Here is a 25,061-nt window from a genome sequence, read left to right as displayed (position 1 = left end):
GCTCAGGAGACGCGGACGCGTGGGTCGAGGCGGACGTAGACGATGTCGACGAGGAAGTTCGCGACGAGCACCGCGGCCGTGATGGTGAGGAACAGTCCCTGCATGAGCGGGTAGTCGAGGCCCTGGACCGCGGAGAGCAGCTGGTAGCCGACACCGGGGTAGGCGAAGACGACCTCGGTGAGGAGCGCACCGCCGACGATGAAGCCGAGCGAGAGCCCGAGCGACGTGACCGACGGCAGCAGCGCGTTGCGCGTCGCGTAGCGGAACATGATCCGCCCGGGGCGCAGGCCCTTGGCCTCGGCCATGAGGATGTAGTCCTCGGCCGTCGTCGAGATCATCGTGTTGCGCATGCCGAGCATCCATCCGCCGATCGACACGACGACGATGGTCAGGGCCGGCAGGAACAGGTGCACGAGGACGTCCTGGACGAAGGCCGGGGACCACTCGGGGACGAGCCCCACGGAGAAGGCGTGGTTGATGGGGAACCACCCGAGCGTCACCCCGAAGAGGTACAGCGCCCCCATGGCGAGCCAGAAGTACGGGAAGGACCCGACGAAGATGAGGATCGGCGGGAAGATCGAGTCGACCAGCCCGCCTCGACGCCAGGCGGCGACGATGCCGAGCAGGTTGCCGATCACCACGGCGACGATCAACGAGGTGCCGCCCAGCAGGATGGTCCAGCCGATCTGCCCGGCGATGACCTCGCTCACCGGGGTCGGGAACCTCGAGATCGAGACACCGAAGTCACCGTGCGCGATGTTGTTCAGGTACGACAGGTACTGCTCCCAGACCGGGCGGTCGTCGAGCCCGAAGAGCCGTCGGAGCTGCTCGATCTGGTCGGGCTCGAGGCGGGACTGCGCCCTGGAGACCATGCGGCTGACCGGGTCGCCCGGCATGACCCGCGGGAGCATGAAGTTGAGGGTCAGCGACGCCCAGAACGCGAGGACGTAGGTGCCCAGCCGACGCAGGATGAATCCCATGACGAGGACCTTTCGTAGGTGCGGTCGCCGCACCTGGGCACGCCGGACGTGCTGTCCGGCGTGCCCGGGCGCGACGCGCCACGGTCAGGAGACGACTGGCTCGAGGCTCGTGAGGACGAGCACCGTCGTGGGTGCACGGGTGGAGAGCGTCGCGTAGGGGTCGGCCTCGGTCGGCCACCCCGTGAAGCGGGTGTCCGTGTAGGCGCCCCACTCCGGGCCGGGGAACAGCGGGATCACCGGAGCGTTGTCGGCGAAGAGCTGCTGGAGCCCGTCGACGATCTCGGTCTGCTGGGCAGGGTCGGAGGTCGCGGCGAAGCGTGCCAAGAGCTCGTCGGCCTCGGGCAGCCCGAGGCGGTGGTAGTTCTCATAGGTCGTCTCGCCGACAGGCTTGACGGTCTCGGTCGACATGGTGCCGCGGTAGAACTGATACGGCGTGGGGGCGTTGTTGCTCCACACGATGCCGCTCTGGAAGTCGCCGCTCTCGTACCCTGCCGAGACCGCCGGCCAGTCGGGTGCGTCGACCGTGACGGTCACACCGATCTCGGCGAGGTTCTGCGCGATGATGTTGGCCACGGAGAGCCAGTCGGAGGACGCCGACCCGACGCTGATGTCGAAGGCGAAGGGCGATCCGTCCGCGAAGGTCCGCATCCCGTCCTCACCGAGCGGGTAGCCGGCGGCGTCGAGCATCGCTCCCGCGGCGTCGACGTCGCGGGAGGTCCAGTCGCAGGACTCGACCACGGTCTCGGAGCGCCAGGTGTCGTAGGCACCCGAGAGCCCTGTGCAGTCGGCCGGGACCGTGTAGCCGTTCATGCCGACAGCGACGATCTGCTCGCGGTCGATCGCGAGGCTGAGCGCCTTGCGCACCTCGACGTCGTCGAAGGGCGCGACCGTCGTGTTGAGCTGCCAGCTGATGGTCGAGCCTGTCGGCGGGAACCAGTAGGCCCGGTGCTCGGGGTCCTTCGCGACGAAGGTGTTCTCGATGTCTGCGATGTACTGCGGCGCCCAGTCGACCGACCCGTCGACGGCCGCGAGGTTCGCACCGTCGTTGCCTGCGAAGGCGAGCATCCGGACGCCCGCGATCTTCTGCTTCTCGGGCTGCCAGTAGTGCGGGTTCTTGCCGAGGTCGAAGGACTGCGTCTGGAAGGTCGTGACCTCCGTGTACGGACCCGTGCCGACAGGGTCCGGGTTGGTCTCGCCCGCGGGGTCGTCGATCTCGGACCAGACGTGCTCGGGGACGATCACCTGCTGGCCGATCTCGAACAGCGCGGGCGAGTACGCCCTGCTGAAGGTGAAGGTGACGGTGTCCTCGTCGGTGGCCGTCACGGAGTCGACGTACTCGAAGCCGCCGAGGATCTCCTTCTGCAGACCGAAGGTGTAGACGACGTCGTCGGCGACGAGCGGCTCCCCGTCGGACCACTGGACGTCGTCGCGGAGGGTGAAGGTCGACGTGAGGCCGTCCTCGGAGGTCTCCCACTCCGTCGCGAGCCACGGGACGGTCCCGCCGTCGGCAGGGTTGTAGACGAGCATCGACTCGTAGACCGCCTGCCCTGTCATGGGTGCGGCGTTCGGCGAGAACGGGTTGAAGTTGCGGGTGAAGGTGCCCATGTCTTCACGCGGGATGGTGAGCAGCTGGTCGCCGCTCGTGTCGGTGGCGGCTGTGCCACCCGTGCACCCTGCGAGGGCGAGCGATGCCACGGCGAGCCCGGCGACGATGCCGGTCCACCTTCTGCGGGTCGGAGATGTCATGATGGGGGTCTCTTTCCTCTCTTCATCAGTTCAGGAGAAGTGCGGTCAGGGGTGCTCGACGGGCGATTCACGGTCGCACCGACGAGCGTTCGACGAGCGGGCAGTCGACGACGACCTGCAAGGGTCCCGTCACCTGCCCGCTCGTCAGTTCCGACAGCAGGTCGACCCCGCGCGCACCCATCTCTTCGAAGGGGAGCGCGACTGTCGTCAGCGACGGTCGGAGGTATGCGGAGATGAGCTCCTGGTTGTCGAAGCCCACCACGGAGATGTCACCCGGGATCGTCAGACCCCGCTCCTTGATCGCGTCGTAGGCGCCCATCGCCATACGGTCGTTGGCGCAGAAGATCGCCGTGGGCGGCACGGGCAGGTCGAGCAGCCTGACGGCCGCGGCGTACCCGTCGGTCGCCGTCGCTCCCCCACCGACGACGAGCTCGTCGTCCAGGTCCCCGCCTGCCGCGCGGAGCGCGGAGCTGTACCCGTCACGGCGCCCAATCGCCGCAGGGATATCCGAGTCGAAGGTGATCAGCCCGATGCGCCGGTGGCCTGCGGCGAGCAGCCGCTCGGTGGCCCGGCGCCCTCCCGCGACCTCGTCAGGGACGATCGACGGGAGCACCCCGTCGGCGTCGAAGCAGTTGACGAGGACCGTCGGCACCTCGTGGGCGATGTCCGGGACCTTCACGGCGCGGTGCCAGGTCGCTGCGTAGAGCAGACCCTCGACGCGCTGCTCGAGCAGCTTCTCGACGGCCGCCTCCTCCATGTCGCCGTCGCCCTCGGAGGAGGCGATGAGCACGAAGCGGCGGTCGTGCCAGGCGCGGTCCTGGGCACCCTTGATGATGTTGACGGCGAAGGGCGCCGTGACGATCTCGGTGACCAGGCCGTACCAGTCGCTGCGGCGCGATGCGAGAGCACGCGCCCCAGCGTTGGGCCTGTACCCGAGGTCGGCGACAGCCTCGAGGATCCGCTGGCGGGTCTCGGCAGAGACGCTCGGGTGCTCGGGGTCGCTCAGGGCGAAGGACACGGCGGTCCGGGAGACCTTGGCATGGCGGGCGACGTCGCTCATGGTCACCTTGCCGGTCGCGCGGGGAGACGTCATCGTCGCAAGTCCTCGTCATCGTGAACTAGATGTAACGCGCGTTAGTTGCGCGCGTTACACACGGTATGGCGCGGATCCGCGGCTGTCAATGCCCAGCTCTCGCACGAAGCCGTCGGGCAGGTTGCTTCCGTGCGTAGGTCTCGGCGGCACGCACGCCACCGGACCGAAGGTCCCTCGCCCATGCCCCGAGACGCTCGATAGCGTCGGAGCATGGCAGAACGACGCGCATGGACGACCGACCTGGCAGCCACGCCCCGAGCAGAGCTCGACTCGTTCCTGCTCGAGCACTCCGGCCTCCCCGGGCCTCGCGCGAACCTGGCCCTCGTCGACGCCGCTGCGCGGAGCCTGCCTGGGCCGACCCTGCTCGACCTCGCCCGCTCCCCCGAGGAATACCTGCGGATGTGCGGCACGGCCGGGCTGGGACGGCTGCTCGCCGGCGGACCGGCGAGGACCGACGTCCTGACCCTGCTGCGTGAGCGCGCTGCCGATCCTCTGTGGCGGGTACGGGAGGCAGCCGCGATGGCGCTCCAGATCGTCGGCGACTCCGACGGCGCGGACCTGAGGTCCGTCGTCGCCGACTGGGTCACGGACCCCGACCCGCTCGTGCGCCGCGCTGCCGTCGCCGGCATCTGCGAACCGCGTCTGCTCACCGACCCCGCGACGGCGCGCGCCGCGCTCGAGGCGTGCCGCGCCGCGACGGACTCGATCCGCACGGTCCGCCGAGACCTGCGCACAGACCCCGACCTGCGGACCCTGCGCCAGGCGCTCGGCTACGCGTGGAGCGTCGCGATCGCCGCAGCACCTGAGGAGGGCCTGCTCGACCTCGACGCCCTCGGCACGGACGACGACCCCGACGTCGCATGGATCCTGCGCAGCAACCTCTCGAAGGCCCGGTTGTGCAAGGTCCTCGATCGGCGCTCCTGAGGCGAGGACGGCCGCCCGGCGACGGTCTGCTCGTCGGACCTCCGGCCTCGCAGCCGCACGTCGCGCCCCGCCGACCGGGCTGGACCGCGCGTGACGTGACGACGGCCCACCACGCGGGATCGCGTGATGGGCCGTCGTCGAGTCCTGGTGGGCCTGGTCAGCCCGCGTGCTCGGCGTTCTTCGCGTCGCGCCAGGCGAGCCAGTCGGCGACACCCGAGATGTCGTAGTCCGGGCCGGAGATGCCGATCGTGAAGAGGGTTGCGCCGAGGGCGTGCTGCTCCTCGACCTCCTCGACGCTGCGCTTGCCGATCTCTGTCGAGATCTCGATCTCGGTCACGTCGCGGCCGACAACACGGGCGTGCTCGGCCAGGATGCCGAGCTTGCGCTCGAGGGTCTCAGCGTCGCTGAAGCTGTGCCAGATGTCGGCGTGCTGGGCGACGATCCGGAGCGTCTTCTTCTCGCCACCACCGCCGATGAGGACGGGGATCTTGCGGGTCGGCGCCGGGTTGAGCCTCCCCCAGCGGTCGGCGATGGTCGGCAGGTCGCGGGCGAGGGCGTCGAGGCGGGTGCCTACGGTGCCGAAGTCGTAGCCGTACTCGTCGTAGTCACGCTCGAACCAGCCCGAGCCGGTCCCGAAGATGAACCGGCCCTGGCCACCCTTGGCGCTGATGTGGTCGATGGTCCGGGCCATGTCGGCCTGCAGGTTGGCGTTGCGGTAGCTGTTGCAGTTGACGAGCGCACCGATCTCGACGCGGCTCGTCTGCTCGGCGAGGGCGGCGAGCATCGTCCACGACTCGAAGTGCAGACCGTCGGGCTCACCCGACAGCGGGAAGAAGTGGTCCCAGTTGAAGAGGATGTCGACACCGAGGTCTTCGAGGGCACCCGCGGTCTCGCGGATCTTCTCGTACGAGGCGTGCTGGGGCGCGATCTGCACGCCGATGCGCACGGGACGGCGCGGGCCGCCTGTCGGCTGGGCGTTCTCGGTCGAGGATTCCGAGGTCATGGGGGCTCCGATCAGGTGGCCTGGACCACCGGGCGAGGAAGATGGCGCCAGACAGGCGTCGCAGGTCGGGACGGGTCACGGCTGCCTCGCCGTCGACCCTCGCGTCAATCTACCCCGTGCTGGTGCCGCCGGCTCAGGGATCCGTCGCCTGGCCCTGGGTCGCGCTGCGCTGTCGGCTCACGAGCCGATGTCTCGCCGGGCGGGCGCACCGGCCACGGACGGCCCCGCTCCGCGCGAGCCCTCCACCTGCGGGTTCGGACAGGTCAGGCCAGCTGCAGCCCCGTCAGGCAGGTGGCGCTGTCGGCGGTCGTGCTCAGGGGAGCCTCGACCGACCGTCCGTCGACGGTGAGGGCGACGGTCCCGGTGAGGTCGCGTGGTAGCCAGACACCGACAAATCCGTTCGCATAGGTGGTCGTGGTCTCCTCGAGCACGACCTCCCCCTGGTCGTCGCGGACGAGGATGTCGACGTCTGCGTTCATCAGCTCGCCCTGGCAGGTGGTGAGGCTGTGGAAGAAGCAGTCGTGCGTCTGGTCGACATACGGCGCCATCGAGACGTAGAGCTCGTCGGCGGGCATCGCCAGGGTGGTCTCGCGGGTCCCGTCGGACAGGACGACCTCGTCGGTCCGGATCGAGGCCATGAGGTCGGTCGGGCGCTCGTCGCCGCCCAGCCTGTCGAGGTGGTCGATCACCTCTCGGGTGTCCATGCCGTCGAGCCCGAAGTCACGCAGCAGAGACGAGGCGTCTGCCGCTGCCGGCGCACCGGTCTCGGCGTCGGAGGACGGGGTGCTGGACGACGAGCACCCTGCGAGCAGGAGGGCGACGGCGACGGGCACGGCGGCAAGGCGTCGAGAGATCATGCGTCCCATCATCACCCGCGGGCGCGCAGACCAGGGTAGGAGGAAGGTCCTGAGGCACCGTGCCTCGTCCCGGCGCCCGTACCCGTACCCGTACCCGAGGTCACCAGACGGGCGGGCGGCGGTCGGGCCAGCGCAGGCTGTCCTCGAGCTGCGCAGCGACCGCGAGGAGCGTGCGCTCCCCGCCGGGCCGGCCGACCAGCTGGATCCCCATCGGCAGACCCGCCGGAGCGTCCTGGTCGGGTGTCGTCCAGTGCGTCGGGACGGTGATCGCCGGCAGCCCGCAGACGTTGATCATCGACGTGTACGGCGTGTACTCGCACTGCTGCGCGAAGTTCCGCTCGGGGTCCGTCGCGTCGTACCAGCCGATCGGCCGCGGCGTCTGCGCCATCGCCGGGAGCAGGAGCACGTCGTAGACCTCGACGCGGGCGACCATCGTGCGCTCGAAGACCGCGAGCGCCCCGAGGGCCTCGACCAGCTCGCGAGCGGTGACGGCCCGGCCGCGCTCGACCAGCCACTGCGTCAGCGGCTCGAGCAGGGCGAGGCGCTCGGGCTCGTCGATCGGCACGGCTGCAGCACCACCCATCCACAGCGTCCTGAAGGCTGCCGCGTACGTCGGGTCAGGGTCCCAGGCAGGAGCGTCCACCACGTCGTGCCCGAGGGCTCCGAGTGCAGCGGCTCCGGCGGCGAGGGCGGTCTTGGCTTCCTCGCCGAGCGCGATGTCGTAGGCGCCGTCCCACGAGCTGAAGGTGCTCAGCCCGATGCGCAGCGGGCGACCCTCGGGCGTCTCTCCGCTCTCTGCGGCGGCCAGGTACGACCCGGCGGGCGCAGCAGGCGTCCGCAGAGTCCGCGGGTGCGGCACGTGGGCGTCTGCGGTGCGAGGCAGCATGCCCTCGAGCAGCAGCGCGGCATCGACGGCGGTGCGAGCGATCGGTCCGTGCACCACCAGGCCACCGAGCGACTCCACCCCTCCCCCGGCCGGCAGGAGACCGCGGGTCGGCTTGAGGCCGACAAGTCCGCAGGCCGCGGCAGGGATCCGGATCGACCCGCCTCCGTCAGACCCTGGCGCCACGGGCAGCAGCCCGGCGGCGACAGCGACCGCGGCACCACCGCTCGAACCCCCGGCGCCCCGGGTCAGGTCCCAGGGGTTGCGCGCGGGCGGACCGACGAGGGTCTCGGTGTACGAGGGGAAGCCGAGCTCAGGGGCGGCGGTCTTGCCGAGCGACACGACACCCGCGGTGTCGAGCACCTGGGTGATGTCGCTGCTCACCTCGGGGACGTACCGGAAAGGCCCAGAGAAGGCGCGCGACCCGAAGCCCGTCGGGACACCTGCGCGGTCGGAGAGGTCCTTGTCGCCGATCGGCAGGGCCCAGAGCGGGGCGTCGGTGACCGCTGACGGCGGACCCTGCGCCGCGAGATCCGCAGCTCGTCCCCTGGCAGCCTCGGGGGTCACGGTGACGAAGGCCCCGAGCTCCCCGTCCAGCCGGGCGATCCGACCCAGATAGTGCTCGGTCACCTCTGTCGGTGAGAGCTCGCCGGAGCGGAGCTGGCGGCTGATCTCGGTCGCGGTGCGCTCGTGCAGGCTGGTCATCGATCCAGCATAGAGACCCCTCCGGCCAGCAGGTGTGAGGCCTCTCACATCCCCGGATCTCAGGAAGCGCACGCCTTCCGCAGAACGACAAAAGACCCGGCCGTTCCCGGCCGGGTCTTTCATCTTCGGTGGAGCTGAGGGGACTCGAACCCCTGACCCCCTGCATGCCATGCAGGTGCGCTACCAGCTGCGCCACAGCCCCAAGAACTTCGGAAAGTTCCTGTCCCCGTTGCCGAGGCGTTGCTATCTTAGACCGAAGTTGGCTCCAAGTTCCAATCGGGTCCAGCGTTCCAGTGATCCAGCGGAAAACCGGCCCCGACGTTGTGCGCGAGGAGCCTCCACGGGGTCGTCGCCGCAGGTCCGGAGCGCTCGACGTGGCTCCAGTGGACGTTGTGCAGGCCGTTGAGCCCGCGCCACGCCTCCGGGTCGAGCCCGATGAGCGCGGTGACCCCGATCGTGATCGCGGCCCCGTGGGAGACGATCACGAGCGTGTCGTCAGACCCGAGGTCGGCCCCGTGCTCGTCGACCGCCGCGAGCATGCGTGCGGCGACCTCTGTGCGGGTCTCGATGCTCGCCCCGGAGGGCTGCTCGCCGCGTCGCCACTGGGCGAACTCCTCGGGCCAGCCCTCTTCGATCTCGGGACGGGTCAGGCCCTCCCAGTCACCGAAGCTGCGCTCACGGACGCGTGAGTCGATGACGAGCTCGTGCCCGCCCACCCGTGCGTAGTGCTCCGCCGTCACCCGGGCGCGCACGAGGTCGGAGGCGACCACGCGCGAGCAGGCGTGGAACGTGGCCAGAGCACGGGCGCCGTGCTCGGCCTGCCACTGCCCGACCTCGTCCAGGGGGATGTCGACCTGGCCCTGCAGACGGCCGGCCGCGTTGTACGCGGTCCGCCCGTGCCGCAGGAAGACGACGGAGCCGGCACTCATACGGTGTCGTCGCGGCTGTCGGCCGGCGAGGGGTAGCCGAAGTCGTCGGCGTCGTACTCGGGGGCGTGGCCGTCTCCACCACGAGCGTCCTCGGGGAGCTCGATGACCGGGCAGTCCTTCCACAGGCGCTCGAGGGCGTAGAACACCCTGTCCTCCTGGTGCTGGACGTGGACGACGATGTCGCCGAAGTCGATGAGGACCCAGCGCGACTCGCCCTTGCCCTCGCGCCGGATCGGCTTCACGCCGAGGCCGTGGAGCGCCTCTTCGACGGAGTCGACGATGGCCGACACCTGTCGCTCGTTGTTGCCGGAGGCGATGAGGAACACATCGGTCAGGACGAGCTGCTCGCTGACGTCCAGGGCGATGATCTCGGCCGCCTTGCGGTCAGATGCGGCTCGGGCCGCGGCGATCGCCAGCTCGACGGCACGTTCGGTTGCAGGCACAGCTCTCCTTAGAGGACTTCTTCGATGACGGTGACGCCGGAGGCGTCGTCGACGGTCCAACCAGCCTGGTCCGTCCAGGTCCCGGGGACCAGGGCTGCAGGCGCGGCTGTCGACGATGCTGAAGACGGTGCAGGCAGCGCAGATGCTGCCCCGCTCTCGCCCTCCAAGGCGACTTTCCAGAGTATCAGCCCGAGGACGAAGGCCAGGGCGACGAGGATCACGTAGTGCAACCACGTGTACTTGTGGTCCGAGTCGTCGTAGTCCTCGTCTTCGTCGTCGTCACGCTCCTCGCGGAGGGAAGGGTCGGAGGTCGTCGCTGAGCCTGCTCCGGCAGTGATCGCGTCCCACCGCGGAGCCTGAGTGAAGGACTCCGCCCCGTCGGCGAGGCCAGGCGGGACGTCACTGCCGGACGACGGCTCGGTCGTCGACCCAGCCGCACCGGCAGGCGCGGCTGCTGCGTCCGCCTCGGCAGCCGAAGAGCCCGCTGTCGAGCCGGGCTCGGCCGTCACCACGGCGTCCTCAGAGGGCTGCGTCGCAGGCGACACCGTCGGCACAGGCGCCCAGGGGACGTCCGCAGCGGCGACAGGCGCCCACGACGAGGTCCGCGAGACCGACCCCGGTCCGGCGGGGACCGAGGCAGCCTGGGCAGGGATGCCCTGGGCGGTTGGCGGCTGCGTCCGACCGTTCGCCGGCCGGGCGGACGGAGGGGCCGACGCCGCAAGGCGCTGCGAGAAGCTCATCGTCGACCCAGCGGCGTCTGCCGACGGCGCGGCTGCTGCCGGGCGCGCCGCGGGAGCTGCAGGCCTGGCGGCGCCAGGCGCCGTTCCCTGGCCCGTGGGCACGGGGCGCGAGGCGGTCAGCTCTCCGGTCTCGTCGACGGTGCGGATCTTGCCCGTCTGGTGCGGCGGGACGATCATCGTGCCCGTGTCGGTCAGACCGCCGGCCTGCTCACGCAGCGAGCGGCGCGACAGGGCTGGCTGACGCTCCTGCGCGGTCGGGCGCTGGACGGTCTGCGGGGCGGAGGCTGGCCCAGCGGCAGGCGGAGGGGTCGAGGTCTCCCCCGCGGCGGTCGGTCGAGCCGGTGCCTGCTGAGGGGCGGGGGTCCGCTGCGGTGCCGGGCTCCGCTGCGGGTCGCCGACCCGTGCTGCTGGACGCGCGGTCCCGGCAGCCTGCGCCGCCTGTGCGGGGCGTGAGGCCCCGGCGGGCGTCCCGCTCTCCGCAGGAGCAGCCGTCGCGGCGGTCGGTCCGGAGGTGGCTGATGCCGGACGGGGTGCCGAGGCCGCAGGCGGGCGAGGCGATCCCGCCTGTGCGGGTGCTTGTGCTGCACCAGCAGGACCGTCAGAGGGCTCGGGCGCCGGGGCCGCCGCGGGCTGCGCGTAGGCCGGCGGACCGGTCTGCCCGGCCTTGAGCGCGGCCTCTGCCTCGGCCCGTTCGCGGAGCTGGCGGCGCGTGAGTGGTGCGCCGTCCGCTGGGTTCGTCATGATGCCACCTTCACAGCCGACTCTCGGTACAGACGGTACTTCGTGATGTACTGCACGACGCCGTCCGGGACGAGGTACCAGACGGGGTCTCCTGCACGGGCGCGCGCCCGGCAGTCGGTCGAGGAGATCGACAGCGCCGGGATCTCCAGCAGGCTGACGTGCTCGCTCGGGAGGCCAGCGACCGACAGCACGTGCCCCGGGCGGGTGACAGCCACGAAGTGGGCCATCTCCCACAGCTCAGGGGCGTTCTTCCACGTGGCGATCTGCTCGATCGCGTCGGCGCCGGTGATGAAGAACAGGTCCGCGTCGGGACGCTGCGCGCGCAGGTCTCGGAGCGTGTCGACCGTGTACGTGAGACCAGGTCGGTCGATGTCGACACGGCTCGTGGTGAAGCGAGGGTTCGACGCGGTCGCGATGACCGTCATGAGGTAGCGGTGCTCCGCAGGGCTGACGTCCTGCCCCTGCTTGAAGCTCGGCTGCCCTGTGGGCACGAACACGACCTCGTCGAGGTCGAAGCGTGCGGCCACCTCACTCGCCGCCACGAGGTGCCCGTGGTGGATGGGGTCGAAGGTGCCACCCATGACACCGACACGCTGGCGCTCAGAGGTCATCAGCTCGAGGTCCTGACGACGGTCAGTGACGGGTCCACACGCTGCGGAAGGCGTAGGTCACCAGGAGCAGGCCGGTGAGGATCACGAAGGTCGTGATGCCGAAGGCGACGGGCGGGATCGCCAGGTGGTTGACGACCTCGTGCTCCTCTGCGGCTGCCAGCACTGTTGCGAACACGTCATCCTCCATCGGGTCGGGCATCGGCGGGTCGAGGGTGCGCCCCGCTGCTCACACGTCGTGAGCATCGCTCAGACGCCCAGTCTCTCATGTCATCCATCGGCACAGGACGTCTTGACCTTCAGCCTGGAGACGTACCAGGTTCGCACGGCAGGACGTCCGTGCAGGTCGCGCGGCGGGTCAGGAGCGGATGTGACCGTCGCCGTTGACGACCCACTTGGTGGTCGTCAGCTCGGCGAGCCCCATCGGTCCGCGCGCGTGCAGCTTCTGCGTCGAGATGCCGATCTCCGCACCCAGCCCGAACTGCCCGCCGTCGGTGAAGCGCGTGGAGGCGTTGACCATGATGGCCGCCGAGTCGAGCTCCGCGACGAAGCGCTCCGAGGACCGCAGGTCCTTCGTGACGATGGCCTCGGTGTGCCCCGAGGTCCAGGTGCGCACGTGGTCGATGGCCTCGTCGAGGTCAGCCACGACCCGCACCGCGAGATCGAGCGAGAGGTACTCCGTGGCCCAGTCCTCGTCGGTCGCCGGGACGACGGTGACACCCTCGGGGGCGAGCGCGGCGGTGAGCGGGTCGGCGTGGACCACGACGTCGGCAGCACCGAGCGCGGCGAGCACACCGGGCAGCAGCGCCTGCGCGGCGTCGGCGTGCACGAGCAGCGTCTCGGCGGCGTTGCAGACCCCGACCCTGTGCGTCTTGGAGTTGAGCACGATCGCGATCGACGTCTCGAGCTCGGCCGAGGCGTCGAGGAACACGTGGCAGTTGCCCACCCCCGTCTCGATGACGGGGACCGTCGACTCGCGGACGACGGTCTGGATGAGGTCCGCTCCCCCGCGCGGCACGAGGACGTCGACCAGGCCACGAGCATGCATGAGGGCGACAGCGCCGGGTCGCCCGTAGGCGTCGATCGACTGGACGAGGTCGGCCGGGAGCCCCTGCGCCGTGAGGGCGTCGGCGAGCACCCGCACGATCACCTCGTTCGAGCTGGCTGCGGCGCTGCCGCCGCGCAGGATCACGGCGTTGCCGCTCTTGAGCGCCAGGCCGGCAGCGTCGACGGTGACGTTCGGGCGTGCCTCGTAGATCATCCCGACCACGCCCATCGGGACGCGCTCCTGCCGCAGCCGGAGGCCGTTGGGGAGGGTCGAGCCGCGCACGACCTCGCCGACGGGGTCAGGGAGGGAGGCGAGCTCGCGCAGGGCGTCGGCGATCGCGCCGATGCGCTCGGGGGTCAGGGCGAGCCTGTCGAGCAGACCGGGCGAGGTGCCGTTGGACCGCCCCCTGTCGAGGTCGATCTCGTTCGCCGCGACGATCTCCTCGGCGTTCGCGACGAGGGCGTCGGCGAGGGCACCGAGGGCCGCGTCCTTGGTCGCACGGGTGGCCGTGGCCAGCGTCCGCGAGGCGATCTTCGCCCGGCGGGCCGTCTCGAGGACGGCCTCGGTCACGTCGTGGAGCGCTGCTGCGTCGGCTACCTGAGTCATCCCCCCAGGCTAGCCACCCGCGGTCGTGGAGTCACCCACGTCCCGCTGGGTGGTCCGGCCGAGACGGATGACCGGGCACCGACCGCGTCAGACCTTCCGCGGCCGACGGACGAGCACCAGGTCGTCGCGGTGGACCACAGCCCTGTCGTAGCCGGCCCCGAGGGCGTCGCGCAGGTCACCGGTGGTCTGGCCCATCAGGCCGGGGATCTCTGCCGCGTCGTAGGCCGACAACCCACGGGCGACCACCCGACCCTCGGTGTCGACGAGCTCGACAGGGTCGGCGGACTCGAACTCCCCCTCCACCCCCGTGATCCCCGCCGGGAGCAACGAGGCAGAACCACCGAGGACGGCGCGCACAGCGCCGTCGTCGAGCACGAGCCGGCCACGGCTCTTGGCCGCGTAGGCGAGCCAGAGACGCCGTCGCGTGGTCCGTCGCCCGGTCGCGTGGAACCAGGTGCCCACGGGCGACCCGTCGAGCGCGCCCTGGACGTTGGAGGACCTGGTGAGGACCACGGGGATCCCGGACTGCGTCGCGATCGACACCGACTCGAGCTTGGTGAGCATCCCACCCGTGCCGACCGAGCTGCCCCGACCTGTCACCTCGACGTGCTCGATGTCCGCGGGGCTGCGGACCTCAGGGATCTGGCGGGTGCCGGCCCGTGAGGGCGGTCCGTCGTACAGGCCGTCGACGTCGGTGAGGAGCACCATCGCGTCGGCGCGGACGAGGTGCGAGACGAGCGCGGCGAGGCGGTCGTTGTCGCCGAAGCGGATCTCGTCGGTCGCCACGGCGTCGTTCTCGTTGACGACGGGCACGACCCCGAGGTCGAGCAGCCGCTCGAGCGAGCGCTGGGCGTTCTTGTAGTGACCGCGCCGGACGGTGTCCTCGGCCGTGAGCAAGATCTGCCCGACCCGGATGCCGTGCGCGGCGAAGGCCTCGGTGTACCGGGCGACGAGCAGCCCCTGGCCGACCGATGCGGCAGCCTGGGCTGTCGCCAGGTCGCTCGGGCGTGAGGTCAGCCCGAGCGGGCCGAGGCCTGCGGCGATCGCGCCCGACGTCACGAGGACCACCTGGTGGCCGGCTGCGTGCCGTGCGGCGATCACCTCGACGAGGTCGCGCAGCGCCTGCACGTCGAGCCGACCGTCAGCCGCGGTGAGCGACGACGAGCCGACCTTGACCACCACGCGCCGGGCAGAACCCATGAGCGAGCGTGGCGTCACGGGGACCTCCCGAGGCGCCAGAGCCCCGCGCGGCGGGGCCGGCGGGGCTGCAGGTGCGGTCTGAAGGTCGTCGCTCGAAGTTCCGGTGTCGCTCACCGGACCATTCTCGCGCAGGCGGTCAGTCCTTGGAGGGGCTGTCCACAGGAGCGTCTGCGTCGATCTCGGGGTCGGTCCAGATGCCCTGCTCGCGCTCGGTCCACAGCTCGGCGCGGGCCTCGGCCTTGGCGTCCATGCGCTCGGTGTACTCGCGGCGCTTGTCGCCACGGGTCGGGCGGTTGGACTGCGACTCGGCGAAGCGCGCATCCGTGCCTCGCGGGCCACCGAGGAGCTCGGCGCCCGTCACGAGGGTGGGCTCCCAGTCGAAGATCACGGCGTTGTGCTCGGGGCCGATGCGCACCTCGTCACCCGCGACAGCGCCAGCCTTGAACAGCTGCTTCTCGACGCCGAGGACCGCGAGACGATCCGCGAGGTAGCCGATGGCCTCCTCGTTGGCGAAGTCCGTCTGGCGGACCCAGCGCTCGGGCTTGGTGCCGCGGATCTCGAAGTACGTCTGGCCGCCGGACTCCTTGCGCTGGACGGTGAACTCGGAGCCGTCGGCAGCCTTGGGCCGGATGATCGTGCGGGCCATGCTCGGCTTCGGGGCGAGCTTGCGGGCACGCTCGACGTACTCGGCGAGCACGTAGGTGAGCTGCTTGAGCCCTTCGTGGCTCGCTGCCGAGACCTCGAAGACCTTGACGCCGCGCGCCTCGAACTCGGGGCGGACGAGCTCGGCGAGGTCGCGTGCCTCGGGGACGTCGATCTTGTTGAGCACGACGACGCGGGGCCGCTCGTTGAGCGGGACGCGGGTGCCGTCGGACTGGAGGTCGGGCGCGTAGGCCGCGAGCTCCTGCTCGATGACCTCGAGGTCGCTCAGCGGGTCGCGGCCCGGGTCGAGGGTCGCGCAGTCGAGGACGTGCACGAGGACAGCGCAGCGCTCGATGTGACGGAGGAACTCCAGGCCGAGGCCCTTGCCCTCGCTCGCGCCCTCGATCAGCCCGGGGACGTCGGCGACCGTGTAGCGGGACGAGCCCGCCTGCACGACACCGAGGTTCGGCACCAGGGTGGTGAAGGGGTAGTCGGCGATCTTGGGCCGTGCGGCCGAGATCGCGGCGATGAGGCTGGACTTGCCGGCGCTCGGGTAGCCGACGAGCGCGACGTCGGCGATGGTCTTGAGCTCGAGGACGACGGACGCCTCCGAGCCGGGCTCTCCGAGCAGAGCGAAACCGGGAGCCTTGCGGGCCTTCGAGGCCAGCGCGTTGTTGCCGAGCCCGCCGTGCCCGCCCTCGGCGACCACGTACTCCGCGCCCATGCCGACGAGGTCGGCGAGCACGTTGCCGTCGGTGTCCTTGACGACGGTGCCGTCGGGGACCGACAGGATCATGTCTTCGCCGTTGGCGCCCTGACGGTAGTCACCCATGCCCTGGGTGCCCGAGGGGGCGCTGCGGTGCGGCAGGTGGTGGAACTCGAGGAGGGTGGTGACCTGACCGTCGACGCGCAGGATCACGCTGCCACCCATACCGCCGGCGCCGCCGTCAGGGCCGGCGAGGGGCTTGAACTTCTCGCGGCGGATCGAGGCGCAGCCGTTCCCGCCGTTGCCGCCTGTGGCGTGCAGGACTACGCGGTCTACGAACGAAGCCATCGGTCAACCAATCATCGAGCGAGCTGCCGCGAGGGCAGTGTGGGGCGTGCATGAGCAAGAGGGGCGCACCGAACCGGTGCGCCCCTCTTGCGGAAGATCTAGGAGTCTGAAGCTCAGACGCCAGCCTCGACGATGTCGATGACCTTGCGGCCACGACGGGTGCCGAACTGGACCGCACCGGCGGTCAGAGCGAAGAGCGTGTCGTCCCCGCCACGTCCGACGTTGTTGCCGGGGTGGAAGTGGGTGCCGCGCTGGCGGACGATGATCTCACCAGCGCTGACGACCTGACCGCCAAAACGCTTGACACCGAGACGCTGTGCGTTCGAGTCGCGACCGTTGCGCGAGGAGCTCGCGCCTTTCTTGTGTGCCATGGCCGAACCTGCTTTCCTGCTGAAGAGTGTCTGACGAGTTCGTTCGCAGGAGGCCAGGCCTACCGCGACGAGGAAATCACTTGATGCCGGTGACCTTCAGGCGGGTCAGCTGCTGACGGTGACCCTGACGCTTGCGGTAACCGGTCTTGTTCTTGAACTTGAGGATGGTGATCTTCGGGCCCTTCTCGTCCCGGACGATCTCCGCGGTGACCTTGACCTTGGCGAGGTCTGCTGCCTTGGTGGTCACCTTCTCCCCGTCGACCAGAAGCAGCGCGGGAAGTTCGATGGACTCGCCAGCGTCGCCGGAAAGTCGGTCGACGACGACGACGTCGCCCACGGAAACCTTCTCCTGGCGGCCACCGGCCTTGACGATCGCGTACACCACGTTGCTGCTCATCTCTCTTAGTGTCTGCGGCATGCTCATCACCTGAATCGAAGACGTGGTCGTTGACTGCGTCATGAGACTCAGGGAGCACACGGGGACCAGCGCGAATCAGTACGCGCCGACGTTCAAGATTACGGAATCTTGCGCTCAGGGTCAAATGCCACTGCTAGCACTGCCGCCAGCTCTCGGTGTCTGGCTCGCAGGTGCCTGCACGACCTGCGCACAGACGGAGCCGTCAGGCTCCGTGGACCATCATGCCCTACTCGGGGGCGAGTCTCCACCACCATGGGGCGGTCAGCCCTGTGAGACAGCACTCACCGGCGCCCGGGCTCGAGCCCAGCACCGGGCTCGACGTCTGTCGTCAGCGACCAGCTCCGCCGTCGTGGCACCACTGCGCCCACTCTTCCCGGAGCACGCCGTAGACGAGCGAGTCGTAGACCTCGCCGCGGACGACGCGCGCCTTGCGGAACCGCGCCTCGAGCGTGAACCCGAGCCTCTCGGCCACCCGGGACATCGCGTGGTTCCCCGACCACGTCGCGAGGTCGAGCCGCCGCCAGCCTGTGGCTGCGAAGAGCAGGGTGGTCCACTGCTCGATCGCGGCGGTCCCCGCTCCCCTGCCACGCACGGCCGGGTCGTGCAGGACGACACCGATCCGCGCCCACTCGGTCTCCTGGGACTCCCAGTACCAGCTCACGGTCCCCCAGAAGCTCCCGTCGGCAGCGCTCGCCACGACGAGCGACCGCGGGGGCAGGTCTGGCGTGGACGCCGCTGCCCCGTCCGTCTCGATCTCGCGAGCACGGCGGGCGACGATCTCGTCGGCCTCGTCGTCGGTGGGGCGCGCGTAGTACGGCCCGTCCCAGAGGTGCCACTCGTGGTGCGGGCGCAACCACTCCCTGTAGACAGGGAGGTCCTCCGCCTGCCACGGCCGAAGCACCACGGGAGACGCCGCAGGCGCGGACGACGGTGTCGTCCGCGCCTGCGGCGTCTGGGAGCCTGCGGGCTCACCGGTCCCCCGGTCCTGAGCCCCACGTCCCGTCTGGGTCACTGCTGGTCGGTCTGCTCTCCGCGGCCCTGGCCGGAGACCGGGCGACGCACGGAGCGCAGCTCGGCCACGACGTCGAGGACAGGACGCCGAGACTCCTGGATCTCACCGGCACCAGGCTGCTCGACGCTCTCCGAGGGCGCCTCGGTCACGCTCTCCGTGCCGTGCTGACGGACGTCGACGACCTCGGCGGTCTCGACGTCGACAGTCACGACCACACCCTGCTCGACGCCTGCGCCGTGCTCGTCGGCTCCGTGCTCGGCGCCGTCGGTGTGCTCGTCGTCGTGCTCGTGGGCGTGCGCCGCCGCTGCGGCGATCGTCGCGAGCGTGGCCTTGACGGCCTCGCGAGCCTCGGGCAGCACGGGGACCGCCGGGACGGTCTCGGTCTCCTTGGCACCCCGCTTGCGACGGGCGCGCTTGCTGTCGCCGTCGGCGGGAGCCGAGGCCGCAGCCTGCGCCGCGACCTGAGCACCCGACGGCTGGGAGCCGCCCTGGAAGTGCTTCTCGTTCGGCTCGTCGTGGACGATGAACCCGCGGCCGTTGCAGTGGTCGCAGGTCTCCGAGAACGCCTCGACGAGGCCCTGTCCGACACGCTTGCGGGTCATCTGCACGAGCCCGAGCGAGGTCACCTCGGCGACCTGGTGCTTGGTCCGGTCGCGACCGAGGCACTCGACCATGCGGCGCAGCACGAGGTCGCGGTTGGACTCGAGGACCATGTCGATGAAGTCGACGACGATGATCCCGCCGATGTCGCGCAGGCGCAGCTGCCGGACGATCTCCTCGGCCGCCTCGAGGTTGTTCCTCGTGACGGTCTCCTCGAGCGTGCCGCCCGATCCCGTGAACTTGCCGGTGTTGACGTCGACGACGGTCATCGCCTCGGTGCGGTCGATCACGAGCGAACCACCCGAGGGCAGCCAGACCTTGCGGTCCATGCCCTTGGCCAGCTGCTCGTCGATCCGCGCCTCGGCGAAGACGTCCTTCTCGCTCGTCCAGCGCTTGACGCGCCCGGCGAGGTCGGGGGCGAGGGCGTTGACGTACTCGGAGATCTCCGACCACGCGCCGTCACCCGAGATCGTCAGCGAGCTGAAGTCGTCGTTGAAGATGTCGCGCACCACGCGGATCGCGAGGTCCGGCTCGCCCTGGAGCAGAGCAGGCGCCGACGCGGTCTTGGACTTCTTCTCGATGGCCTCCCACTGCCCCTGCAGACGGGCGATGTCGGCACGCAGCTCCTCTTCGCTCGCACCCTCGGCCGCCGTGCGGACGATGACGCCGGCGGTCTCGGGGACGACCTCGCGGAGGATCTTCTTGAGGCGGGCACGCTCGGTGTCGGGGAGCTTGCGCGAGATGCCCGTCATGCCGCCGCCGGGGACGTAGACGAGATAGCGACCCGCGAGGGTCACCTGCGAGGTGAGGCGGGCCCCCTTCTGGCCGATCGGGTCCTTGGTGACCTGCACCAGGACAGAGTCGCCCGACTTGAGCGCCTGCTCGATCCGGCGCGGTGCGCCCTCGAGACCGTGGGCATCCCAGTTGACCTCACCGGCGTAGAGCACGGCGTTGCGGCCCTTGCCGACGTCGACGAAGGCGGCCTCCATGCTCGGGAGCACGTTCTGCACCCGGCCGAGGTACACGTTGCCGGCCATCGAGGCCTGCGACTGCTGCGAGACGTAGTGCTCGACGAGCACACCGTCCTCGAGCACGGCGATCTGCGTGCGACCGTTCCGCTCGCGGACGATCATGGAGCGCTCGACGGCCTCGCGGCGGGCGAGGAACTCGGCCTCGGTGATGATCGACCGGCGACGACCGGCGTCGCGGCCCTCGCGGCGACGCTGGCGCTTGGCCTCGAGGCGGGTCGAGCCCTTGAGCGCGGTGACCTCGTCGGAGCCTGTGCGACCGCTGCGGCTGCTGGTGCTGGCACCTGCGCTGCGGCCCGAGGACGCGGCTGCGGGAGCAGTCTCGCTGTCCGAGCCGCGCGACCCACGACGGCGACGACGACGGCGACGGCTCGACGCGGAGTCGTCCGAGTCGTCGTGCTCGTCGGAGTCGGTCTCCTCGTCCGAGGAGCTCTCGGAGTCGTCGTCCTGCGTGTCGGCGTCCTGGGCGGGAGTCGCACCACGGCCACGGCGACGCGAGCGCGAGCGCCCGTTCTCCGAGCGGCCGCGGGGCTCGTCGGAGCCTTCTTCCTCGTCGTCGTCCTCGTGGTCGGAGTCCTCGGAGGACTCGTCGTCCTGGCTGGCGCCACGAGAGTCTCGGGAGTCCTCGTCGCGCGAGTCCGAGCCACCACGGTTGCGGCGTCCGCGACCACCACGACGGCGGCGACGGCGCGGCTGGCCGTTGTCGTCCTCGTCCTCGGTGTCGTCGGAGTCGTCCTCGGAGGCGTCCGTGCCCTCGTCCTCGGTCGCCGGGGTCAGGGCGTCCAGGCTCGCGTCGAGCGCGAGGACGTCCTCGGTCGACTCGGCGTCTTCGTCCTCGAGCACCTCGTCTGCGGCAGCGGCAGCAGCCTCGGAGACCGCCTTGGGCGGACCTGCGGGAGTCTGCGCGCGGCGACGACGCGGACGCGCGGCCTCCGGGTCCGGAGCCTGGAACAGCAGCGCTGTCGTGCGGCGCGGTGCCTGAGTCTCCTCGGCGGGGGCCTCGTCGGCCTGGACCTGCTCAGGTGCCGCAGCGCGCTCGGCGACGGGTGCGGCGGGTGTCTCGACGGGCTCGGCAGAGCGCGAGCGACGGCTGCGCGTCTTGCGCGGGGCCTCGGCGGCCGAGCCTGCCTCCGGAGCTGTCGTGGCAGGAGCGGTCGTGGCCGCAGCGGCCACCGGGGCCTCGACGGGTGCCGAGGCCTCGGCGGCCTCAGCCTCGACGGGTGCGGGGGCGGCGGCCCTGCGGGTCGCGGCACGGCGCGGGCGGGTGACCTCGGCGTCCTCGAAGAGGGCCGGGGCTGTGGTCGTCGGCGCGGCGCTCGTGGCGCGGCGGCTCCGGCGGGCCGGTGCTGCAGGCTCAGCGGCGAGCGCCTCGATCGACGCGACGACGTCGAGGCTCGCGACCTCTTCCTCGTGGCTCGGGGTGGTCGCCGGTGCGGCGGCACGCGAGCGAGACCGGCGCGGGGCGCGGCCGCTCGTCGTGGTCGGCTCGGCAGGCTGGTCCGCCGTGGCGGCGGCCGGGGCCGCCGCTGCGGCCGGAGCAGGCTCGGCGGGCTCCTGGGCTGCCGGAGCCGTGCTGGTCGTCGGTGTCGCGCTGGTCGTGGGTGTCGCGCTCGACGCCGGACGGGTGGCGGCGCGGCGGCGCCGTGCCGGGGCAGCCGGGGCTGTCGATGCCGTGGGCTCGTCTGCGGTGGTCTGCGACGAGGTCGCCGGTTGCTGCGCCTCGGGCTGCGATGAGGCGACCGGCGTCGTCGGTGCTGCCTCGGCAACCGGGGTGGTCGTGGGCGAGAGCTCGGCGAAGACGTCGAGCTGCTCGGTCGTCTTGACGACCCTGCGCGAGCGGCGGGGTGCCTTCGCGGGTGCAGCGGGTGCAGAGTCTGCGGCAGGGGTCTCAGCAGGCGCCGTCGCGGCGGTCTGCGCTGCGGGGGCCCGCTGTGCTGCGGGGGCCTGCTCGGCTGCCGAGGTCTCGGTCGCTGCGGAGGTCTTCTTGCTCGTCGCGCGACGGCGGACGGGCTTCTCGGCGGGCTGCTCCGGGGCGGCCTGCGCGGCGGCAGGTGCCGCCTGGGTGTCTGAGGCCGCGGCCTGAGTGGCGGGAGGTGCCGCCTGGGTGGAGTCGGGGGCTGGCGTGCCTGCAGCATTTCCTGCGGCGCGGGTCACCCGGCGTCGCGCCGGCTTCTTCGCTGTCGCGTCTGTGCTGTCAGGGGTGGTCGTGTTGTCGAGCGTCACGTGGTGTGCTCCATGTGCCCTGGTAGGGCTCCGCCCCACACGTGCGGCGCCACCATGGCGGTTCAGTCGTCGTCAGCACAGGTGTGCCGCGACGGAAGTCGTCGGTGTGGATACGCGGCAGGGGCGAGCGACGGTGTGCGCCAGGCGGTCGGGCCATTCTCCCGACTGCGGCGCGACACAATCCGCGATTCGCACGTGCTGCGTTCACAAGCTCGGCATCGAAGGCGTGTGGGGCCCTTGAGCCTCGTTCAGTATCGCACAGGAGCCCTGCGGCGCCCGTCGTGCGTCCGCCCGAGGCGTGTCGGGAGCACCGGCCGACCCGGTCTGCCGCGCGGCCGCACCGGGTCTGGTGCCGGACCAGCCCGCGGGGCCAGACTGGCAGCACGTCCGAGAGCGCCCACGACGCCCTCGATACCAGGCAGCGCCGACCGTGCTCACACCACCTACGGCACCGCCCGAGACCTAGGTCACAGGACCGGGAGGCTCGTCCGCACGGAGCAGGGACCTTGGTCCCACGCCCCTACATCTTCACGGCATAACGTCATCTCGAGCCGTGCGGTGACACCCGCGCCCCCACCCACACACCAGGAGCACCGTGGACGTCTTGGACATAGCACGGTGGCAGTTCGCCATCACCACCGTCTATCACTTCTTCTACGTACCTCTGACGATCGGGCTCGCACCCCTGGTCGCCATCATGCAGACCGCCTGGGTCCGGACCGGCAACGAGCGCTGGCTCAAGCTGACCAAGTTCTTCGGCAAGCTGCTCCTCATCAACTTCGCGATCGGCGTGGTCACCGGGATCGTGCAGGAGTTCCAGTTCGGCATGAACTGGAGCGAGTACTCCCGCTTCGTCGGTGACGTCTTCGGCGCACCGCTCGCCATGGAGGCCCTCGCCGCCTTCTTCGTCGAGTCGACGTTCCTCGGGCTCTGGATCTTCGGGTGGGACAAGCTCCCCAAGAAGATCCACCTCGCGTGCATCTGGGCCGTCGCCCTGGCCACCAACCTCTCGGCCTTCTTCATCCTCGCGGCGAACTCGTGGATGCAGCACCCTGTCGGGGCGACCTTCAACGCCGAGACCGGGCGCGCCGAGATGAACGACATCTGGGCGGTGCTGACCAACAACACCCTGCTCGCCGCCTTCCCCCACACCATCACCGCAGCCTGGCTCACCGCCGGCACCTTCGTGGCAGGCATCGCCGCCTGGTGGATGGTCCGGGAGGTCCGGCGCGGACGCAAGGACGTGGCGCGCGACGTCTACCGCCCGGCAGTCATCCTCGGGCTCGTCGTCATGATCGTCTCGGGCGCCGGCATCGCCGTCTCGGGTGACGCGCAGGCGAAGCTCATGTTCGAGCAGCAGCCGATGAAGATGGCAGCCGCAGAGGCTCTCTGCGAGTCCTCGCCCGGAGGTGCGCCGTTCTCGATCCTGTCGATCGGCAACCTGGCGAACAGCTGCGAGGACGTCACGCACGTCCTCGAGATCCCTGGTCTCACCAGCTTCCTCGCCGACGGCTCCTTCACGGCGCCCCTGCCGGGCGTCAACGAGGTCCAGCAGCAGATGCAGGATCGCTACGGCGACACCGACGCCGCCGGCAACCCGATCGACTACTCGCCGAACCTCGCGCTGACCTACTGGAGCTTCCGCCTGATGATCGGCCTCGGCGTCGGGTCCGCAGCCCTGGCTCTCATGGCGCTGTGGCTCACCCGCAAGGGCCGTGTGACCGACAACCCGTGGTTGGCGCGGGTCGCGCTGATCGCGATCCCGACCCCGTTCCTCGCCTCGGCCTTCGGCTGGATCTTCACCGAGGCCGGACGTCAGCCGTGGGTCGTGGTGCCCAACCCCACGGGGATCGACCAGATCCGCATGCTCACCGAGCGGGGCGTCTCCCTCGCCCAGGGTGCCGGGGTCGTGTTCGCCTCCATGGCGATCTTCACGCTCGTCTACACGGTCCTGACGATCATCTGGGGCCGGCTCATCTGGCGCTACATGGTCGAGGGCGCTCCGGAGACCGTCCACGACGACTCACCCGAAGCCCGCTCCGACGACGACGCGGCCGACCGTCCGCTGTCCTTCGCCTACTGACCCGTCGCGCTCGCGAGAATAGGACACAGACATGGACCTCGAAACGCTCCAGGTGCTCTGGTTCGTACTGATCGCCGTCTTGTGGACGGGTTACCTCGTGCTCGAGGGCTTCGACTTCGGCGTCGGCATGCTCATGCCGATCCTCGGGCGCGAGGAGAAGGACCGCCGGGTCCTCATCAACACCATCGGCCCGGTCTGGGACGGCAACGAGGTCTGGTTGCTGACGGCTGGCGGCGCCACCTTCGCGGCCTTCCCGGAGTGGTACGCCTCGTTGTTCTCGGGGTTCTACATCCCGCTGTTCGTCATCCTCATCTGCCTCATCGTCCGCGGCATGGGCTTCGAGTACCGCTCGAAGATCAACGACGCCGCATGGCGCCGGCGGTGGGACGCCTCGGTGATCATCGGCTCGTGGCTGCCGTCGATCCTCTGGGGTGTCGCCTTCGCCAACCTCGTCCGCGGCGTCGAGATGGACGCGAACCACACGGTGACCGGCGGGTTCTTCGCGCTGCTCTCCCCCTTCGCGCTGCTCGGCGGCGTGGTGACCATGCTGCTGTTCCTCACGCACGGCGCCGTCTTCGTCGCCCTCAAGACCGAGGGCGACATCCGAGGCCGGGCTCGTCGCCTCGCCGGCACCACGTCTCTCGCGTCGGTCGTCGCCGCCGGCGGCTGGGCGCTCTGGGCCCAGCTGGCCTACGGGGCCACCTGGACCTGGGGAGCCGTCGCCGTCGCAGCAGCCGCGCTCGTCGCCGTCGTCGTCGCGAACGCCCGGGCACGAGAAGGCTGGGCCTTCCTCTTCTCGGCCGTCGCGATCCTCGCCGCCGTCGTGCTGATCTTCGGCTCGATGTACCCGGACGTCATGCCGGCCCGCAACGACCCGGCGAACTCCCTGACGATCCGCAACGCCTCGTCGACCGAGTACACCCTCACCGTCATGACGTGGGTCGCGCTGTTCCTCACCCCGCTCGTGCTGATCTACCAGTCCTGGACGTACTGGGTGTTCCGCAAGCGGATCGGGACGCACCACATCCCTGAGCCCATCGGGCTGCCGTCGCTCACACCGCCGCGCGGCGCCGAGGCACCCGGCGCCGAGCAGCAGGGCACCGAGCCGCAGGGCACGCGCTGAC

At 70.6% G+C, this 25,061-nt stretch carries 21 protein-coding genes and 1 tRNA gene; 3 read left to right on the top strand and 19 right to left on the bottom strand.

Features of this window, described 5'->3' with window-relative positions; genetic code table 11:
* Positions 1 to 2: 2 nt before the first annotated feature.
* The 3 genes from ASG53_RS07920 to ASG53_RS07910 form a co-directional block, all read right to left on the bottom strand.
* Positions 3 to 980, bottom strand: a complete 978-nt coding sequence (locus tag ASG53_RS07920; RefSeq protein ID WP_056131218.1) for an ABC transporter permease — start codon at positions 978 to 980, stop codon at positions 3 to 5.
* An 84-nt stretch (positions 981 to 1,064) separates the two neighbouring features.
* Entirely contained in the window at positions 1,065 to 2,726 is a 1,662-nt protein-coding gene (locus ASG53_RS07915; protein ID WP_056131217.1) for an ABC transporter substrate-binding protein, read from the bottom strand.
* Between the two features lie 67 nt (positions 2,727 to 2,793).
* A complete protein-coding gene (locus tag ASG53_RS07910) occupies positions 2,794 to 3,819 on the bottom strand; it encodes a LacI family DNA-binding transcriptional regulator (protein WP_056131216.1) in 1,026 nt (341 codons plus the stop codon).
* A gap of 210 nt (positions 3,820 to 4,029) precedes the next feature.
* On the opposite strand from ASG53_RS07910, the gene ASG53_RS07905 reads away from it, so the two are divergent.
* Complete coding sequence (locus ASG53_RS07905; RefSeq protein ID WP_056131213.1) at positions 4,030 to 4,743, top strand: HEAT repeat domain-containing protein; 714 nt, start codon at positions 4,030 to 4,032, stop codon at positions 4,741 to 4,743.
* A gap of 157 nt (positions 4,744 to 4,900) precedes the next feature.
* Here ASG53_RS07905 and ASG53_RS07900 read toward each other — a convergent pair whose 3' ends face one another.
* The 16 genes from ASG53_RS07900 to ASG53_RS07830 form a co-directional block, all read right to left on the bottom strand.
* Positions 4,901 to 5,746, bottom strand: coding sequence for an LLM class F420-dependent oxidoreductase (locus tag ASG53_RS07900; RefSeq protein ID WP_056131211.1), 846 nt, complete (start codon positions 5,744 to 5,746; stop codon positions 4,901 to 4,903).
* A 263-nt stretch (positions 5,747 to 6,009) separates the two neighbouring features.
* Positions 6,010 to 6,603 (bottom strand): CueP family metal-binding protein, encoded by a 594-nt coding sequence (locus tag ASG53_RS07895; protein WP_056133871.1) that lies wholly within the window; start codon positions 6,601 to 6,603, stop codon positions 6,010 to 6,012.
* 100 nt (positions 6,604 to 6,703) lie between these two features.
* On the bottom strand, positions 6,704 to 8,191 hold the full coding sequence (locus ASG53_RS07890) for an amidase (protein WP_056131208.1): 1,488 nt from the start codon (positions 8,189 to 8,191) through the stop codon (positions 6,704 to 6,706).
* A 129-nt stretch (positions 8,192 to 8,320) separates the two neighbouring features.
* Positions 8,321 to 8,393 (bottom strand) — tRNA-Ala (locus ASG53_RS07885).
* A 46-nt stretch (positions 8,394 to 8,439) separates the two neighbouring features.
* Positions 8,440 to 9,120 carry a histidine phosphatase family protein gene (locus tag ASG53_RS07880; RefSeq protein WP_056131206.1) on the bottom strand — a complete coding sequence of 227 codons (681 nt, stop codon included), beginning with the start codon at positions 9,118 to 9,120 and terminating at the stop codon, positions 8,440 to 8,442.
* Entirely contained in the window at positions 9,117 to 9,563 is a 447-nt protein-coding gene (rsfS, locus tag ASG53_RS07875) for a ribosome silencing factor (protein WP_056131202.1), read from the bottom strand. Before rsfS ends, ASG53_RS07880 begins: the two co-directional genes overlap by 4 nt.
* 8 nt (positions 9,564 to 9,571) lie before the next feature.
* Positions 9,572 to 11,044, bottom strand: a complete 1,473-nt coding sequence (locus ASG53_RS07870; RefSeq protein ID WP_056131199.1) for a hypothetical protein — start codon at positions 11,042 to 11,044, stop codon at positions 9,572 to 9,574.
* On the bottom strand, positions 11,041 to 11,655 hold the full coding sequence (gene nadD, locus ASG53_RS07865; RefSeq protein ID WP_056131195.1) for a nicotinate-nucleotide adenylyltransferase: 615 nt from the start codon (positions 11,653 to 11,655) through the stop codon (positions 11,041 to 11,043). The genes ASG53_RS07870 and nadD overlap by 4 nt, the downstream gene beginning before the upstream one ends.
* Positions 11,656 to 11,677: 22 nt before the next feature.
* Entirely contained in the window at positions 11,678 to 11,830 is a 153-nt protein-coding gene (locus ASG53_RS19815; RefSeq protein ID WP_156382718.1) for a hypothetical protein, read from the bottom strand.
* A 180-nt stretch (positions 11,831 to 12,010) separates the two neighbouring features.
* Complete coding sequence (locus ASG53_RS07860; protein ID WP_056131192.1) at positions 12,011 to 13,306, bottom strand: glutamate-5-semialdehyde dehydrogenase; 1,296 nt, start codon at positions 13,304 to 13,306, stop codon at positions 12,011 to 12,013.
* A gap of 87 nt (positions 13,307 to 13,393) precedes the next feature.
* A complete protein-coding gene (proB, locus tag ASG53_RS07855) occupies positions 13,394 to 14,506 on the bottom strand; it encodes a glutamate 5-kinase (protein ID WP_056131191.1) in 1,113 nt (370 codons plus the stop codon).
* Between the two features lie 136 nt (positions 14,507 to 14,642).
* The gene (gene obgE, locus ASG53_RS07850; protein ID WP_056131187.1) at positions 14,643 to 16,202 is read right to left on the bottom strand and encodes a GTPase ObgE; all 1,560 of its coding nucleotides are present in this window, start codon (positions 16,200 to 16,202) and stop codon (positions 14,643 to 14,645) included.
* 113 nt (positions 16,203 to 16,315) lie between these two features.
* Positions 16,316 to 16,573, bottom strand: a complete 258-nt coding sequence (gene rpmA / locus ASG53_RS07845) for a 50S ribosomal protein L27 (protein ID WP_056131185.1) — start codon at positions 16,571 to 16,573, stop codon at positions 16,316 to 16,318.
* Positions 16,574 to 16,649: 76 nt separating this feature from the next.
* The gene (gene rplU / locus ASG53_RS07840; protein ID WP_174269741.1) at positions 16,650 to 16,958 is read right to left on the bottom strand and encodes a 50S ribosomal protein L21; all 309 of its coding nucleotides are present in this window, start codon (positions 16,956 to 16,958) and stop codon (positions 16,650 to 16,652) included.
* Positions 16,959 to 17,319: 361 nt separating this feature from the next.
* The gene (locus ASG53_RS07835; RefSeq protein ID WP_082543908.1) at positions 17,320 to 18,003 is read right to left on the bottom strand and encodes a GNAT family N-acetyltransferase; all 684 of its coding nucleotides are present in this window, start codon (positions 18,001 to 18,003) and stop codon (positions 17,320 to 17,322) included.
* Positions 18,000 to 21,854 (bottom strand): Rne/Rng family ribonuclease, encoded by a 3,855-nt coding sequence (locus tag ASG53_RS07830; RefSeq protein ID WP_056131177.1) that lies wholly within the window; start codon positions 21,852 to 21,854, stop codon positions 18,000 to 18,002. Before ASG53_RS07830 ends, ASG53_RS07835 begins: the two co-directional genes overlap by 4 nt.
* 595 nt (positions 21,855 to 22,449) lie before the next feature.
* Between ASG53_RS07830 and ASG53_RS07825 the strand changes: the two genes are divergently transcribed.
* Both ASG53_RS07825 and cydB read left to right on the top strand, forming a co-directional pair.
* Entirely contained in the window at positions 22,450 to 23,937 is a 1,488-nt protein-coding gene (locus tag ASG53_RS07825) for a cytochrome ubiquinol oxidase subunit I (RefSeq protein WP_056131174.1), read from the top strand.
* Positions 23,938 to 23,968: 31 nt separating this feature from the next.
* A complete protein-coding gene (gene cydB, locus ASG53_RS07820) occupies positions 23,969 to 25,060 on the top strand; it encodes a cytochrome d ubiquinol oxidase subunit II (protein ID WP_056131171.1) in 1,092 nt (363 codons plus the stop codon).
* The last annotated feature ends 1 nt before the right edge of the window (position 25,061 follow it).

The sequence above is a fragment of the Sanguibacter sp. Leaf3 genome, from assembly GCF_001425965.1.
Classification (GTDB): Bacteria; Actinomycetota; Actinomycetes; order Actinomycetales; family Cellulomonadaceae; genus Sanguibacter; species Sanguibacter inulinus.
This window is presented reverse-complemented; position numbering and strand designations above follow the sequence as displayed.

What these genes read in the sequence shown, in the direction of transcription:
- ASG53_RS07920 (WP_056131218.1), bottom strand. Translation starts at nt 980, where the DNA reads ATGGGATTCATCCTGCGTCGGCTGGGCACCTACGTCCTCGCGTTCTGG.
- ASG53_RS07915 (WP_056131217.1), bottom strand. Translation starts at nt 2,726, where the DNA reads ATGACATCTCCGACCCGCAGAAGGTGGACCGGCATCGTCGCCGGGCTC.
- ASG53_RS07910 (WP_056131216.1), bottom strand. Translation starts at nt 3,819, where the DNA reads ATGACGTCTCCCCGCGCGACCGGCAAGGTGACCATGAGCGACGTCGCC.
- ASG53_RS07905 (WP_056131213.1), top strand. Translation starts at nt 4,030, where the DNA reads ATGGCAGAACGACGCGCATGGACGACCGACCTGGCAGCCACGCCCCGA.
- ASG53_RS07900 (WP_056131211.1), bottom strand. Translation starts at nt 5,746, where the DNA reads ATGACCTCGGAATCCTCGACCGAGAACGCCCAGCCGACAGGCGGCCCG.
- ASG53_RS07895 (WP_056133871.1), bottom strand. Translation starts at nt 6,603, where the DNA reads ATGATCTCTCGACGCCTTGCCGCCGTGCCCGTCGCCGTCGCCCTCCTG.
- ASG53_RS07890 (WP_056131208.1), bottom strand. Translation starts at nt 8,191, where the DNA reads ATGACCAGCCTGCACGAGCGCACCGCGACCGAGATCAGCCGCCAGCTC.
- ASG53_RS07880 (WP_056131206.1), bottom strand. Translation starts at nt 9,120, where the DNA reads ATGAGTGCCGGCTCCGTCGTCTTCCTGCGGCACGGGCGGACCGCGTAC.
- ASG53_RS07870 (WP_056131199.1), bottom strand. Translation starts at nt 11,044, where the DNA reads ATGACGAACCCAGCGGACGGCGCACCACTCACGCGCCGCCAGCTCCGC.
- nadD (WP_056131195.1), bottom strand. Translation starts at nt 11,655, where the DNA reads ATGACCTCTGAGCGCCAGCGTGTCGGTGTCATGGGTGGCACCTTCGAC.
- ASG53_RS07860 (WP_056131192.1), bottom strand. Translation starts at nt 13,306, where the DNA reads ATGACTCAGGTAGCCGACGCAGCAGCGCTCCACGACGTGACCGAGGCC.
- proB (WP_056131191.1), bottom strand. Translation starts at nt 14,506, where the DNA reads ATGGGTTCTGCCCGGCGCGTGGTGGTCAAGGTCGGCTCGTCGTCGCTC.
- obgE (WP_056131187.1), bottom strand. Translation starts at nt 16,202, where the DNA reads ATGGCTTCGTTCGTAGACCGCGTAGTCCTGCACGCCACAGGCGGCAAC.
- rpmA (WP_056131185.1), bottom strand. Translation starts at nt 16,573, where the DNA reads ATGGCACACAAGAAAGGCGCGAGCTCCTCGCGCAACGGTCGCGACTCG.
- cydB (WP_056131171.1), top strand. Translation starts at nt 23,969, where the DNA reads ATGGACCTCGAAACGCTCCAGGTGCTCTGGTTCGTACTGATCGCCGTC.